At 70.8% G+C, this 13,503-nt stretch carries 11 protein-coding genes; 5 read left to right on the top strand and 6 right to left on the bottom strand.

Annotated features, from left to right (window positions below; genetic code table 11):
* Window positions 1-158 precede the first annotated feature (158 nt).
* Window positions 159-536, top strand: a complete 378-nt coding sequence (locus ACGFRG_RS34150) for a DUF3099 domain-containing protein (RefSeq protein ID WP_393270320.1) — start codon at window positions 159-161, stop codon at window positions 534-536.
* Window positions 537-713: 177 nt separating this feature from the next.
* Window positions 714-962, top strand: a complete 249-nt coding sequence (locus tag ACGFRG_RS34145; RefSeq protein WP_361431645.1) for a hypothetical protein — start codon at window positions 714-716, stop codon at window positions 960-962.
* Here the strand turns inward: ACGFRG_RS34145 and moaA are convergent.
* The 3 genes from moaA to ACGFRG_RS34130 all read right to left on the bottom strand — a co-directional run bounded on the left by moaA (window position 945) and on the right by ACGFRG_RS34130 (window position 4,080).
* Window positions 945-1,934: a GTP 3',8-cyclase MoaA gene (moaA, locus tag ACGFRG_RS34140; RefSeq protein ID WP_361431648.1), complete on the bottom strand. Its 990-nt coding sequence runs from the start codon at window positions 1,932-1,934 to the stop codon at window positions 945-947. The two genes, ACGFRG_RS34145 and moaA, sit on opposite strands and share 18 nt — an antisense overlap.
* Window positions 1,935-2,086: 152 nt before the next feature.
* A complete protein-coding gene (locus tag ACGFRG_RS34135) occupies window positions 2,087-3,721 on the bottom strand; it encodes a cation acetate symporter (RefSeq protein ID WP_361431651.1) in 1,635 nt (544 codons plus the stop codon).
* Window positions 3,718-4,080 carry a DUF485 domain-containing protein gene (locus tag ACGFRG_RS34130; protein WP_361431653.1) on the bottom strand — a complete coding sequence of 121 codons (363 nt, stop codon included), beginning with the start codon at window positions 4,078-4,080 and terminating at the stop codon, window positions 3,718-3,720. The genes ACGFRG_RS34135 and ACGFRG_RS34130 overlap by 4 nt, the downstream gene beginning before the upstream one ends.
* 285 nt (window positions 4,081-4,365) lie before the next feature.
* Between ACGFRG_RS34130 and ACGFRG_RS34125 the strand changes: the two genes are divergently transcribed.
* Window positions 4,366-5,886: a S8 family serine peptidase gene (locus ACGFRG_RS34125; RefSeq protein ID WP_393270317.1), complete on the top strand. Its 1,521-nt coding sequence runs from the start codon at window positions 4,366-4,368 to the stop codon at window positions 5,884-5,886.
* Window positions 5,887-6,010: 124 nt separating this feature from the next.
* Window positions 6,011-7,549, top strand: a complete 1,539-nt coding sequence (locus ACGFRG_RS34120; protein ID WP_393270377.1) for a S8 family serine peptidase — start codon at window positions 6,011-6,013, stop codon at window positions 7,547-7,549.
* Window positions 7,550-7,613: 64 nt separating this feature from the next.
* On the opposite strand, the gene ACGFRG_RS34115 is transcribed toward ACGFRG_RS34120, so the two are convergent.
* The 3 genes from ACGFRG_RS34115 to ACGFRG_RS34105 are packed head-to-tail and all read right to left on the bottom strand — an operon-like array spanning window position 7,614 to window position 10,252.
* Window positions 7,614-8,657 (bottom strand): zinc-dependent alcohol dehydrogenase family protein, encoded by a 1,044-nt coding sequence (locus tag ACGFRG_RS34115; protein ID WP_361431657.1) that lies wholly within the window; start codon window positions 8,655-8,657, stop codon window positions 7,614-7,616.
* Between the two features lie 18 nt (window positions 8,658-8,675).
* Entirely contained in the window at window positions 8,676-9,347 is a 672-nt protein-coding gene (locus ACGFRG_RS34110; protein ID WP_393270313.1) for a lysoplasmalogenase, read from the bottom strand.
* Window positions 9,344-10,252: a sterol desaturase family protein gene (locus ACGFRG_RS34105; RefSeq protein WP_393270310.1), complete on the bottom strand. Its 909-nt coding sequence runs from the start codon at window positions 10,250-10,252 to the stop codon at window positions 9,344-9,346. Before ACGFRG_RS34105 ends, ACGFRG_RS34110 begins: the two co-directional genes overlap by 4 nt.
* Window positions 10,253-10,419: 167 nt before the next feature.
* Here ACGFRG_RS34105 and ACGFRG_RS34100 point away from each other — a divergent pair, with 167 nt between their 5' ends.
* Window positions 10,420-13,503 carry an NACHT domain-containing protein gene (locus tag ACGFRG_RS34100; RefSeq protein WP_393270307.1) on the top strand — a complete coding sequence of 1,028 codons (3,084 nt, stop codon included), beginning with the start codon at window positions 10,420-10,422 and terminating at the stop codon, window positions 13,501-13,503.

The raw sequence follows: 13,503 nt of genomic DNA, 5'->3' as shown, positions 1-13,503 counted from the left end.
CCCGCCATACGGCGCATGTCGGACTCCGCCGTACGCAGTACGAACCGGATCATTCGCACACGCCGGACCGGCCCCGGTCTCGAACCCGACGGATCCCGGGCGTACGGTGAGAGCAGTGCGGACCGGGGAGAGTCCGGTGTGGAGTCGGGTGGTGGAGCGTGTCGCGGAAGCGGAGCGGGGCCGAGGTCTTCCGGATCACCGGGGCCCGGCAGGGACTCGCCGAGGATGTGCGGGGGCGCCAGCGGCGCTATGTGATCTCGATGTCGATCCGTACGGTGTCGGTCGTCCTGACCGCCGTGCTGTGGAACATCGAGCGCCCTGTCGCAATCGTGACCCTGGTGTTGGGAGCCCTGCTCCCCTATGTGGCTGTCGTGATCGCCAACGCCGGTCGGGAGAACGCGCCTTCACTGCCCTCGACCTACATTCCGGCGCCCTCGCGGCCGATGCTCGGGACGGCCGGACAGGGCGTTCCGGGGCACCCTTCGGGGGCCACCGGGACCCCTGACCACGAACAGTGGTCACGCGAGCAGACCTGATCCGTCACAGTCTGCAAAGCTCAAGAAAAGCTCAGATCAATCATGAAGTTCCGGTGCACCACACCGGGTCCCCCGTGACATACTGCGTAGGCGCTCCGCATCCCCCGTCGGAGCGACGGACCGACGCCGGGCAGCTCCCCCCGTGGCTGCTCGGCGTCGCCATGTCACCCCTCGTCGATGGCGCAGAATGTATCCGTGAGTGACGAGATCGCCGACGAGACGCCCATCTGTTCCGCCAAGGGCTGCCGCACCGAGGCCGTTTGGGTGCTGGCATGGAACAACCCCAAGCTTCACACGCCGGAGCGCCGCAAGACGTGGCTCGCGTGCGACGAACACCGCGAGCACCTTTCCCAGTTCCTCGGGATACGCGGTTTCCTCAAGGACGTGGTGCCGCTCGCGGAGTGGGAATCAGCCGCCGATCGCTGACATCGGGCGGTCGGGCTGGAGGAACGCCGGGTCGTCCAGACCGGATCCGGCCTTCTTCCCCCACATCGCCAGCTTCCACAGCCGGGCGATCTCCTCGTCCGGCGCCCCCGAGCGCAGCGCGCCCCGCAGGTCCGACTCCTCGCGGGCGAACAGACAGGTGCGCACCTGGCCGTCGGCGGTGAGCCGGGTGCGGTCGCAGGCGGCGCAGAACGGGCGGGTCACCGAGGCGATGACGCCGACGCGGTGCGGCCCGCCGTCCACCACCCAGCGCTCGGCGGGCGCGGAGCCCCGCTCGTCGTCGCCCTCGGGGGTGAGCGTGAACCGCGTACGGAGCGAGGCGAGTATGTCACCCGCCGTGATCATGCCGTCGCGCTTCCAGCCGTGCTGGGCGTCGAGCGGCATCTGCTCGATGAACCTCAGCTCGTACTCGTTCTCCACCGCCCAGGCCAGCAGGTCGGGGGCCTCGTCGTCGTTGAGCCCGGGCATCAGGACCGCGTTGACCTTCACCGGGGTGAGCCCGGCCTCGCGCGCGGCCGCCATGCCCTCGATGACGTCGTGGTGGCGGTCGCGGCGGGTGAGGGTCTTGAAGACGTCGGGGCGCAGGGTGTCCAGGGAGACGTTGACCCGGTCCAGACCGGCCGATTTGAGCGCGGCCGCCGTACGCTTCAGGCCGATGCCGTTGGTGGTGATCGACATCCGGGGGCGCGGCTGAAGGGCCGCGCAGCGCTCCACGATGCCGACGATGCCGGGCCGCAGCAGCGGCTCCCCGCCGGTGAAGCGGACCTCGGTGATACCGAGATCCGTCACGGCGATCCGGATCAGGCGGACGATCTCGTCGTCGGTGAGCAGATCCGGCTTGGAGAGCCACTGCAGGCCCTCTTCCGGCATGCAGTAGGTGCAGCGCAGATTGCAGCGGTCCGTCAGCGAAACGCGCAGGTCAGTGGCGACCCGGCCGTACGTGTCGATGAGCACTGTGGGCCCCCTCCCCCGGTGATCGGTTGGTGTATACCGCCGAGCCTACGCGAGAGATCGGACAACGACAGGGGCCGTTTGCCACGAGGTGCGACACAGCCACGTCGTAGGTCTCTACGACGTGGCCGCGGCGGCTTTCCGTACGGACGTCCTCAGTGCGCACCGATGCCCGTGAGGGACTTGACCTCCAGTTCCGCGTACTTGCCGGCGTCCGGCTCCTCCTTGGAGAGCAGGGATCCGATCAGGCCGAGCAGGAAGCCGACGGGGATCGAGATCAGGCCGGGGTTCTCCAGCGGGAACCAGTGGAAGTCGACGCCCTTGAACATCGACGTCTTCGGGTTGCCGGAGACCACCGGCGAGAACAGCACCAGGACGACCGCCGTGGTCAGACCGCCGTAGATCGACCACAGCGCGCCCTGCGTGGTGAACCGTTTCCAGAACAGGCTGTAGAGGATGGTCGGCAGATTGGCGGAGGCGGCGACCGCGAAGGCCAGCGCCACCAGACCCGCGACGTTCAGGTCGCGCGCGAAGGCGCCGAGCACGATGGCGACCGCGCCGATCAGGACGGTGGCCCCGCGCGCGGCCCGGACCTCCTCCTGCTCGGTCGCCTTCCCCTTGCGGATCACGTTGGCGTAGATGTCGTGCGCGAAGGACGACGACGAGGCGAGGGTGAGGCCCGCGACGACGGCGAGGATCGTGGCGAAGGCGACCGCCGAGATCACCGCGAGCAGGATCGCGCCCCCGTTGGAGCCGCTGCCGCCGCCGATCTCCAGGGCCGCGAGCGGCGCCGCGGTGTTGCCGGCGGGGTTGGAGGCGATGATGTCGGCCGGTTTGAGCAGCGCCGCGGCGCCGAACCCGAGCACGATCGTCATCAGATAGAACGCGCCGATGATCCCGATCGCCCAGTTGACCGACTTCCGGGCGGCCTTGGCCGACGGAACGGTGTAGAAGCGGATCAGGATGTGCGGCAGACCCGCGGTGCCGAGCACCAGGGCGAGGCCGAGCGAGATGAAGTCCAGCTTGGACGTGCCGGTCTTGCCGTATTTGAGGCCGGGCTCCAGGAACGCGCTGCCCTTGCCGCTGTTCTTGGCGGCCGTGCCCAGCAGGTCGGAGAGGTTGAAGTGGAACTTCAGCAGGATCAGGAAGGTGATCAGGATGGTCCCCGCGATGAGCAGGACCGCCTTGACCATCTGCACCCAGGTGGTGCCCTTCATACCGCCGATGGTGACGTACACGATCATGAGCACGCCGACCAGGGCGACGATCAGGATCTTGCCCGCGTCGCTGGTGATACCGAGCAGCAGCGAGACGAGCACGCCCGCACCGGCCATCTGCGCGAGCAGATAGAAGATCGAGACGACGATCGTCGAGGTGCCGGCGGCGGTGCGGACCGGGCGCTGGCGCATCCGGTAGGCGAGGACGTCGCCCATCGTGTACCGGCCGGAGTTGCGCAGCGGCTCGGCGACCAGGAGCAGCGCGACCAGCCACGCGACGAGGAACCCGATCGAGTACAGGAAGCCGTCGTAGCCGAAGAGCGCGATGGCTCCGGCGATGCCGAGAAAGGACGCGGCGGACATGTAGTCGCCGGAGACCGCGAGCCCGTTCTGGAAGGCGGTGAACTGGCGGCCGCCCGCGTAGAAGTCGGCGGCGCTCTTGGTCTGGCGGCCGGCCCAGACGGTGATCACCAGGGTCGCGGCGACGAACACCGCGAACAGGGTGATGATCAGCGGCCGGTGCTCGCTGGTGGCGGTCGCCGCGAGCGGGACGTGGGCGTACGCGGCGCTCATGCGTCGGCCTCCATACGGGACTTGATCGCCTCGGCCCGCGGGTCCAGCTCGGACGCGGCGTGCCGCGAGTAGAGCCAGGCGATGAGGAAGGTGGTGAGGAACTGGGCGAGACCGAAGACGAGCGCCACGTTGATGTTGCCGAACAGCTTGTGGCCCATGAAGCCGCCCGCGTAGTTCGACAGCAGGACGTACAGCAGGTACCAGGCGATGAAGGCGACCGTCAGCGGAAAGGCGAACCTGCGGTGGGTGCGGCGCAGTTCGGCGAACTCCTCGCTCGCCTGTACCTCGACGAACCGCTCGGTGGGGGGCTGGACGCGTGTGTCGGAACCGCCCTGGGGCGGTGGCACATCGGTGGCCACGGAGTCTCCTCGCGACGAGGGTGCGGTGGGGATGGACGGCAAGGGGGGCCTCACAGTCGGGGATCGGTGATGGTGGTCCCCCTGACAACGGCACGGACGGCGCCGCGTCTCGGTTCAGACCGGTGGATTTTCTCTGCGCCGCGTTCACGGCAGGCACACGAATCCCGGACGAAGACCGGCGAACTCGTTGATGGGCCGGGTTGATCGGCGCTAGCTTCGCTGGTCATGTACCCGTCCAGCCGCGACCCGCGGGCGGACGGCTCTCACGGATGATGTGGAGAACCCATGGCGCATCTGGGATCCCGGCGGCGACGGGCGCTCGCGCTCCCGGCCGGTCTGGCGCTCACCGCCTCGCTCGGCTTCCTCCCGACGACCTCGGCCTCGGCCGCACCGGCCGCCCCCGCCGACGGGCCGAACCTTTCGTACGTCGTCAACACCACGGGCGGACACGGCACTTCGGCCCGCGTACAGAAGGCGATAGCCGAGGCGGGCGGCACGGTGGTCGTCTCGTACGACCGGATAGGCGTGGTCGTCGTGCACTCCTCGAACCCCGCCTTCGCCCAGCGAATACGCGCGGTCAGGGGCGTCGCCTCGGCCGGCGCGACCCGTACGACACCGCTGAAGTCCCTCGCCACCACCGAGGAGGGCACCACCCAGACGCTCACCCCGGCCGAGGCGGCGAAGGCGATGGCCGCGGCCGGGCCCGGCCAGGAGCCCCTTGAGGCCAACCAGTGGGACCTGCGGGCGATCGGCGCCGACAGGGCCGCCAAGATCTACCAGGGCAGCCGCCGGGTCACCGTCGGCGTGATCGACACCGGGGTCGACGACACCCACCCGGATCTGGCCCCCAACTTCTCCGCGTCCCAGTCGGCCAACTGCGTGGGCGGCGTCGCCGACACCTCGCCGGGCGCCTGGCGGCCGTACGTCGGCGGCAGTGACCACGGCACCCATGTCGCGGGCGAGATCGCGGCCGCGCGCAACGGGATCGGGGTCGCCGGGGTCGCGCCGGGCGTGCGGGTCGCCGGGATCAAGGTCGCCGAGCAGGGCAGCGGACTGTTCTTCACCGAGGCGGTGGTCTGCGGCTTCGTCTTCGCCGCCGAGCACCACATCGACGTCACCAACAACAGCTATTACGTGGACCCCTGGTACTTCACCTGCAAGGACGACCCGGACCAGAAGGCGCTCCTGGACGCGGTCGCCCGGGCCACGCGGTACGCCGAGAACAAGGGCGTCCTGAACGTCGCGGCGGCGGGCAACGCGAACTACGACCTGTCCAAGCACGCGCTCACCGACACCACCAGCCCGGACGACCAGCCCGCGCCGCACCCCACGGTGACCGTCGACCCGGCCAAGTGCCCGGACATCCCGGCCCAGCTGCCCGGTGTCGTCACCGTCTCCGCGACCGGTGTGCAGGGGATCAAGTCGTACTACTCCAGCTACGGCCTCGGGCAGGTCGACGTGGCCGCGCCCGGCGGTGACAAGTACCAGATCCCGGACACCCCGGACAAGAACGGCCGCGTCCTGTCGACGCTGCCCGGCGGCCTGTACGGCTACAAGCAGGGCACCTCGATGGCGACGCCGCACGTCGTGGGGGTCGCCGCGCTGCTGAAGTCCAAGCACCCGTGGGCGTCCCCGGCCGAGCTGCGAGCCCTGCTCAAGGCGCAGGCCGACAACCCCGGCTGCCCGACCGGCCTCTACGACCCGGACGGCAACGGCGTCCAGGACTCCACCTGCGAGGGCGGCAAGCGCGTCAACGGGTTCTACGGCTTCGGCGTCGTGAACGCGCTGCGCGCGGTGACCGAGTAGCCGCAGCCGCACCGCTGATCGGACGGTCACCCGGCCGATGACCGAACGGCCGGGCGACCGGGCAACACCCGCAAGGCACTTCCGTACGTCACGAGACATCCGTCAACCACATGGAGAACCCATGATGTTGCACCTCTCCCGTACGCAGCGCGCCATCGCCGTATCCGTCGCGATGGCGACCGCCACCGCCCTCGCCGTGCTGCCCGGGAGCGCGTCCGCCGCGCCGGCCGACCCGGCGCCGGCGAAGGCGACCGCGCGCACCGACGCCGCGCCCTCGCTCAGCTATGTCGTCAACCTCCGCAAGGGGCAGGGGAATTCGGCCCGGATCACCAAGGCGATCGGGGCGGCCGGGGGCACCGTCGTCCAGGCGTACGACCGGATCGGCGTGATCGTCGTGCACTCGGCCGATCCGGACTTCGCCAGGACCATCAGAGAGGTACGGGGTGTCGCCTCGGCCGGGGCGACCCGGACCGCGCCGCTGCCCGCGCAGGCGACGACCGACGTCGGTACGCCGAAGCTGCTCAGCGAGGAGGAAGTGAGGGCCGCCACCGCCGGGGCGGCGGCCGGGCAGGATCCGCTGGAGCCGTTGCAGTGGGACCTGAAGGCCATCAAGGCCGACAAGGCGCACGAGCGGACGCTCGGCAGCTCCAAGGTGACCGTCGGCGTGATCGACACGGGCGTCGACGACACCCACCCGGACATCGCGCCCAACTTCGACCGGGCCAAGTCGGTGAGCTGCATCGGCGGCAAGCCGGACACCACCGACGGCGCCTGGCGCCCGTTCACCACCGGCGGCTCCCCGCACGGCACACATGTGGCGGGCGAGATAGCCGCGGCCAAGAACGGGGTGGGCATCACCGGCGTCGCACCCGGGGTGAAGGTCGCCGCGATCAAGGTGTCCACCCAGGGCGGCAGCTTCTTCTACACCGAGGCGGTCGTCTGCGGCTTCATGTGGGCGGCCGACCACGGCATCGATGTGACCAACAACAGCTATTACACCGACCCCTGGTACTTCAACTGCACCACCGACCCCGATCAGAAGGCGCTGGTCGAGGCGATCACCCGGGCCAGCCGGTACGCCGAGTCCAAGGGCACGGTCAATGTGGCGGCGGCGGGCAACGAGCACTACGACCTCGCGGCCGACTCGATCACCGACCCGGCCAGCCCCAACGACAGCACCCCGGGCAACCGGACCGTCGACCCGCACGAGTGCTTCGACATCCCGACCCAGCTGCCGGGTGTGGTCACGGTCGCCGCGACCGGGGCCAAGGGGCTGAAGTCCTCGTTCTCCAACTACGGTCTGGGCGTCATCGACGTGGCCGCGCCCGGCGGCGACTCCACCGCGTACCAGCCGCCGCAGGCCCCGGCCACCAGTGGCCTCATCCTCGGCCCGGTGCCCGGCGGCAAGTGGGCCTACATGGCGGGCACCTCCATGGCGACCCCGCATGTGGTGGGCGTGGCCGCGCTGTTGAAGTCCGAGCACCCGCACGCGCCCGCCTGGAAGATCAAGGAGCTCCTGAAGGAGGGCGCCGACCCGACCGCCTGCCCCGACCCGTACGACATCGACGGCGACGGCAAGCCCGACGCGGTCTGCGAGGGCGGACGGCACCGCAGCGGGTTCTACGGGGCGGGGATCGTGGACGCGCTCAACGCGGTTCGCTAGCAGCAAGGTCGGGGCCGGGCGGCGCGACGCGCCCGGCCCCGCCGGGCCGCGTACGACGTACGCGCTACGGCTTGACCAGCACCTTCAGGGCCGTACGCTCGTCCATCGCCTTGTAGCCGCCCGGCACGCCGTCGATGCCGACCGTCAGGTCGAAGACCGGGGACGGGTCGACGGTGCCGGACAGGACGTCCGGCAGCAGCTCGGGGATGTAGGCGCGGACCGGGGCGACACCGCCGCGCAGGGCGATGTTGCGGTCGAACATGACGCTCAGGTCGAGGCCGGTGCCGCTGCCGTGCGGGACGCCGACATAGCCGATGGCGCCGCCGTCGCGGGTGATCTCGACGGCCGTACGCATCGACTGCTCGGTGCCGACCGCCTCGATGACCGCGTGCGCGCCCTGGCCCCGGGTCAGCTCGCGCACCGCGTCGACGGCGGCCTCGCCGCGCTCGGCGACGACGTCCGTGGCGCCGAAGGTCCGCGCGATGTCGGTACGGGCCTGGTGGCGGCCGAGCGCGATGATCCGCTCGGCACCGAGCCGCCTGGCGGCCAGGACGCCGCAGAGCCCGACGGCCCCGTCACCGACGACGGCGACCGTGGAGCCGCGCTTCACGCCCGCGCCGACGGCGGCGTGGTGGCCGGTGCCGAGCACGTCGGAGAGGGCGAGCAGCGCGGTGAGCAGGTGGTCGTCGGCGGCCGCGGCGGCGGGCAGCTTGACCAGCGTGCCGTCGGCGAACGGCACCCGGACCGCCTCGCCCTGGCCGCCGTCGGAGCCCACCGAGCCCCAGAAGCCGCCCTGCGGGCAGGACGTCTGCAGCCCCTCGGCGCAGAACTCGCAGGTGCCGTCGGACCAGACGAACGGCGCGACCACCAGGTCACCGGCCCGGAAGCCGTTCACCTCGGCGCCCGCGTCCTCGACCACGCCCAGGAACTCGTGCCCGATGCGCTGGCCCGGCTGGCGCGCCGACTCGCCCCGGTACGCCCACAGGTCGCTGCCGCAGATGCAGGCGCGCAGCACGCGGACCACCGCGTCGGTGGGCAGCCGCACGATCGGGTCCGGCACCTCCTCCACCCGGATGTCGTGGGGGGCGTGGATGACGGTGGCGCGCATGGGGCAGATCCTTGCTGGTCAGTCGGGGGGCGTACGGAACGTGGCCGCACGGGAAGTCCGCATCTCACCGTACGCCTGTGCCAGGAGTGCCTGCGCGGCGAGATACGTGAGCATCACCCAGAAGTCGGGGCGCGGCAGCTGCGGCCAGTCGGCGACGCCGGTGGCGATCAGCGTGTCGGAGAGCAGGAACAGCGCCCCGCCGAGCCCCACGACCGGCCCGAGCCCGCTGGAGCGGTACGCCATGGCGGTGAGCAGCAGGCTGTACCCGGCGACGGGGATACGCAGCCCGGCCGGGAGATCGCCCCACAGCGCGGCGACGGTGCCGACCAGCGCGAGCCCGTACGCGGCCCCGAGCCCTCTGGACGTCCGGCCCCGCCCGAAGAGCAGCAGGTAGCAGACGTGCCCGGCCGCGAACGAGCCCATGCCGAGCAGGAAGGCGGGGTCGGCGTCGGAGAGCAGGAACACGTCACCGCCCCAGCCGCACAGCAGCGCGGCCACCAGCATCCGGGGCCCACCGCGCGCGTACACGTGCCCGGCGAGCAGCGGCATGAGCAGCGGCTTGGCGACCACGTGCCCGGCCCGCCACCCGGCGGCAAGGCAGAGCAGGTCGACGACGGCGACGGCCCCGAAGGCGAGCAGCAGCGGACGGACCAGCCGGGCGCGGTTCCGCTCGGCGGCGACCGCCGTCACGCGTGCTGCTCGGAGACGGGCTCGGGCTCGGCGGCCTCGGTGGGCGCGGCCTCGGCGGGCGCCGGTGCGGCGGCGGCCGGCTGCCAGCCCGGACCCCGGAAGACCCGCCCGGCCCGCTCGCGCCAGCTGCTCGCGGCACGCATGTCACGGGCGATCGCCGCGTACTCGTGGGTGGCGACCCGCAGCGGGTTGAAGGTGGAGATGTTCTTGGTGAGCCCGTAGACGGGTCGGTCGGTCTCGGGGGTGAACGACCCGAACATCCGGTCCCAGACGATCAGGATCCCGCCGAAGTTCCGGTCCAGATAGCCGCCCTGGGAGGCGTGGTGGACCCGGTGGTGGGAGGGCGTGTTCAGGACGAACTCGAACGGCCTGGGCAGCTTGCCGACCCGCTCGGTGTGCACCCAGAACTGGTAGACCAGGTTGGTGGCCGAGCAGAACGCGAGCGCCGCCGGGTGCACGCCGAGGGCGATCAGCGGCACGTAGAACGGCCACACCGTCCACGTCGTCCAGGGCTGGCGCAGCGCGGTGGTGAGGTTGAACTTCTTGCTGGAGTGGTGCACCACATGGCAGGCCCACAGGATCCTGATCACATGGTGGCCCCGGTGGGACCAGTAGTAGAAGAAGTCCTGCCCGAGCAGCATCAGCGGCAGGGTCCACCAGTGGATGGGGATGCTGAGCGGTGTCAGCTCGTACACCAGGGTGTAGATCGCGACGATCGGGATCTTCCACAGCGCGTCGAAGACCAGGCTGCCGAGCCCCATGCCGACGCTGGTGGCGGCGTCCTTCGTCTCGTACCCGGCCGCTTCGTCATCCGGATGTATCCGGTAACTCACCATTTCGACGACGGTGAGCAGCACGAAGGCGGGTATCGACCACAGCACGACATCGGGCAGGTTCGGCGACATGCCTGCACCGTAGGGGCGGGGTGGCGGGTGCGCTAGAGGTTGTTACTGACAAGTATGCGAGACAAGTTGTCAGCGACTTTTGGCACCTTCTGCCAATGACGGCACGGCCGCCGGGCGTACGATTTGCTCCTCCGGGCCCCAGGGGGAGGTCAACTGCCGTGTCCGGCATGGAAGTTGCGCTCATGCGGCTGGCGGGCACGGTGGTCTCCACCGTCGCCAAGTCCCTCCTGAGCCCGAGGCCCGGAGCGGGTCTGGTCCCCGCCCCCGTCCGGCCCCTGCCGAAGCCCGCGTCGCCGGAGCGGCTGGCGAAGGTGCTCGGCCGAAGGCTGACGGACTCCTACGGCTCGCTGCCCGGGTACGAGCGGACGGCGGCGGCCGACGCGGTGGCGGACGCGTTCGCGGCGGGCGAGATCACGCCGGAGCACCTGTTCGCGCTCGACCTGGACCCCGAGCGGCTGCGCGCCGAGCTCCGCCGCCCGCACCCGGGCCCGGGCGAGGGCCTGTACGAGGAGCTGCTGGGTCTGTGCTGCGCGCACGTGGTCGAGCAGCTGACCGCCCACCCCGCGTTCGCCGCGCGGGCGGCGGTGGAGCAGGCGCGGACGGCGGGTCGGACGCACGCGCTGGTGGCGGACGTACGCGACCGCCTCGGCCCGCGCGCCCAGGCGGCGGCACTGAGCTTCGAGGAGCAATACGCGGCTTACGTGACCGAGACGCACGGGCGGCTTGAGCTGTACGGGCTGACACTGGGCCGCTCGCGGAGCGAATGGGCGCTGGACACCGCCTACATCAGCCTCGCGGTGAGCGGCGAGCGCGGGGACTTCGGCCTTGCCCGGGGCGACCAGGTCGCGGTCAAGGCCGAGCAGGCGCTCGCCGCCGCCGACCGCCTGGTGCTGCGCGGACCCGCGGGCTCCGGCAAGAGCACCCTCGTCCAGTGGCTGGCCCTCAACGCCGCGCGGCGCACCTTCACCGGGGAGATGGCGGACTGGAACCGGTGCGTCCCCTTCGTTCTGCGGCTGCGCGCCTTCACCCAGGCCGACGCGCTCCCGCTGCCGGACGAGTTCCTGCGCGCGGGCGGGGTGCCGCTGCACGGGACGGCGCCCGCCGGGTGGGCGGAGCGGCTGCTCGCGGACGGCCGGGCCCTCGTCCTCGTCGACGGGGTGGACGAGGTCCCGACACGGCTGCGCCACCGTACCGAGACCTGGCTGAAGTCGCTGATCGCCGCGTTCCCGAACGCGCGGTACGTCGTCACCACCCGCCCCTCCGCCGTGCCCGTCGACTGGCTCTCCCGGCAGGGCTTCGTGGCCCATTCACTATTGCCGATGGAACGGGACGACATCCGCGCGTTCATCGGCCACTGGCACGACGCCGCGCGCGGCGAGTGCCTGAGCGACGCGGAGCGCGCACAGCTGGCGACGTACGAGACCTCGCTGCGCCAAGCGGTCGGCAGCCGCCGGGACCTCGGACGGCTCGCCACCAACCCGCTGATGTGCGCCCTGCTGTGCGCGCTCAACCGCGACCGCCGGATGCAACTGCCTCGCGCGAGGAAGGAGTTGTACGACGCGGCCCTCGACATGCTGCTGGTACGACGGGACACGGAACGCGAGATCGCGTGCGTGGAGGGGGTCGAGCTCACCCGCGAGGAACAGACCGCGCTCCTCCAGCGACTCGCGTACTGGCTGATCCGCAACGCCCAGGTGGAGGCCGAGCAGGGCGAGGCCATGGCCATGATCGCCGACTGGCTCACCGCGATGCCGCAGGTGCGCGGCACCGCGGAACAGGTCTTCGCCCACCTCCTGATCCGCAGCGGCCTGCTACGCGAACCGGCCCCCGGCACCGTGGGTTTCGTGCACCGCACCTTCCAGGACTACCTGGGCGCGAAGGCGGCGGTGGAGTCCCGCGACTTCGGCGTGCTGGCGGCCAACGCGCACGACGACACATGGGACGACGTCGTCCAGATGGCGGTGGGGCACGCGCGCGCGGACGAACGGGCGCGACTGCTCAAGCAGTTGCTCCGCCGCGCGGACCGGGCCCCGAAGCTGCGCCACCGGCTGGTACTGCTGGCGGCGGCCTGCCTGGAACACGCTCCCGAGCTGGACCCGGCGATCCGGGACGCGATCCAGACCCGGACGCGGGAGCTGCTGCCGCCGCGCAGCCTGGACGACGCGGACAAGCTGGCGAAGGTGGGCGAGCTGGTGCTTGAGCTGCTGCCGGGGCCGGAGGGGTTGGACGAGTACGAGGCGGGGGCGGTGGTGCGGACGGCTGCGCTGATCAGGGGGGATGCGGCGTTGCAGGTGGTCTCGCGGTTTCGAGAAGACGGGCGACCCCTGGTCGCCACGCAGGTATCCGGCGCCTGGGGGTCGTTCGACACCGAGGAGCACGCGCGGGAGGTGTTGGCCGCGGGGACGTGGGACCGCGCTGTGCTGACCGCGACGACTCCGGAGCAGTTGCTCGCGCTTCGACTGGTTCCTGGCGCTCATCGCATCCACGTGTCAGGCAACCACACCGATCTCACCCCACTGACCGAAGTCCAGGCAGCGGAATACGTCTTCGTCTACGGCAGCATGGATCTCACAGATCTCACTCCGCTGGCCTCACTCCCCCGACTCAAGCATCTGGGGCTGAGCCGGTGTTCGGCGCTTCGGGATCTGACGCCGATCGCCACGCCGGGCCTTGAGCAAATCTCCCTCTACATGCTCGATCCGGAGCTCTCGCTGGAGCCGCTGCGGGAGGCGACCAGCCTCAAGGGAGCCTTCATCGGCCATCCCGCGCTCATCGAGAGCCTTGCTGAGCTACCCCTGGGCCCCCAGCTGACGTCGCTGATGCTTGAGCGCCAGATCCGGTACGCGAGTCTCAACGGCATCGAACGCTGGCCGCTCCTCACCAATCTGACGCTCGCCGGACAGTCGCAACTACGGGAACTATGCCGGATGCCCGACCTGCTCGGACGACTGACGCACCTGGGCCTCTACGAGCTCACTGCTCTCGATCTGAGCGGGCTAGCGGGCGCTGCCCGGCTCCAGAACTTGTCCCTGGGCGAGTGTCAACTCCCGTACGGTCTCGGGCCGTTACGAGAGCTGCCCCAGTTGAGCAAGGTGCATCTCTCCAGGTCGACTGCCGCCGGAACCCCGCTCGACCTCACCCCGCTGGCAGACCTGCCCGCACTCACGATCACACTGCCTGACGACATGCCCGTCATCGGCGCCGACCTCATCCCCCCGGAACGCCTCAAGATCTCCCGCACCCGCCCCTGA

The organism is Streptomyces sp. NPDC048696 (genome assembly GCF_043198895.1).
Taxonomy (GTDB): Bacteria; Actinomycetota; Actinomycetes; order Streptomycetales; family Streptomycetaceae; genus Streptomyces.
This window is presented reverse-complemented; position numbering and strand designations above follow the sequence as displayed.

What these genes read in the sequence shown, in the direction of transcription:
- ACGFRG_RS34145 (WP_361431645.1), top strand. Translation starts at nt 714, where the DNA reads ATGGCGCAGAATGTATCCGTGAGTGACGAGATCGCCGACGAGACGCCC.
- ACGFRG_RS34135 (WP_361431651.1), bottom strand. Translation starts at nt 3,721, where the DNA reads ATGAGCGCCGCGTACGCCCACGTCCCGCTCGCGGCGACCGCCACCAGC.
- ACGFRG_RS34125 (WP_393270317.1), top strand. Translation starts at nt 4,366, where the DNA reads ATGGCGCATCTGGGATCCCGGCGGCGACGGGCGCTCGCGCTCCCGGCC.
- ACGFRG_RS34120 (WP_393270377.1), top strand. Translation starts at nt 6,011, where the DNA reads ATGTTGCACCTCTCCCGTACGCAGCGCGCCATCGCCGTATCCGTCGCG.
- ACGFRG_RS34115 (WP_361431657.1), bottom strand. Translation starts at nt 8,657, where the DNA reads ATGCGCGCCACCGTCATCCACGCCCCCCACGACATCCGGGTGGAGGAG.
- ACGFRG_RS34105 (WP_393270310.1), bottom strand. Translation starts at nt 10,252, where the DNA reads ATGTCGCCGAACCTGCCCGATGTCGTGCTGTGGTCGATACCCGCCTTC.
- ACGFRG_RS34100 (WP_393270307.1), top strand. Translation starts at nt 10,420, where the DNA reads ATGGAAGTTGCGCTCATGCGGCTGGCGGGCACGGTGGTCTCCACCGTC.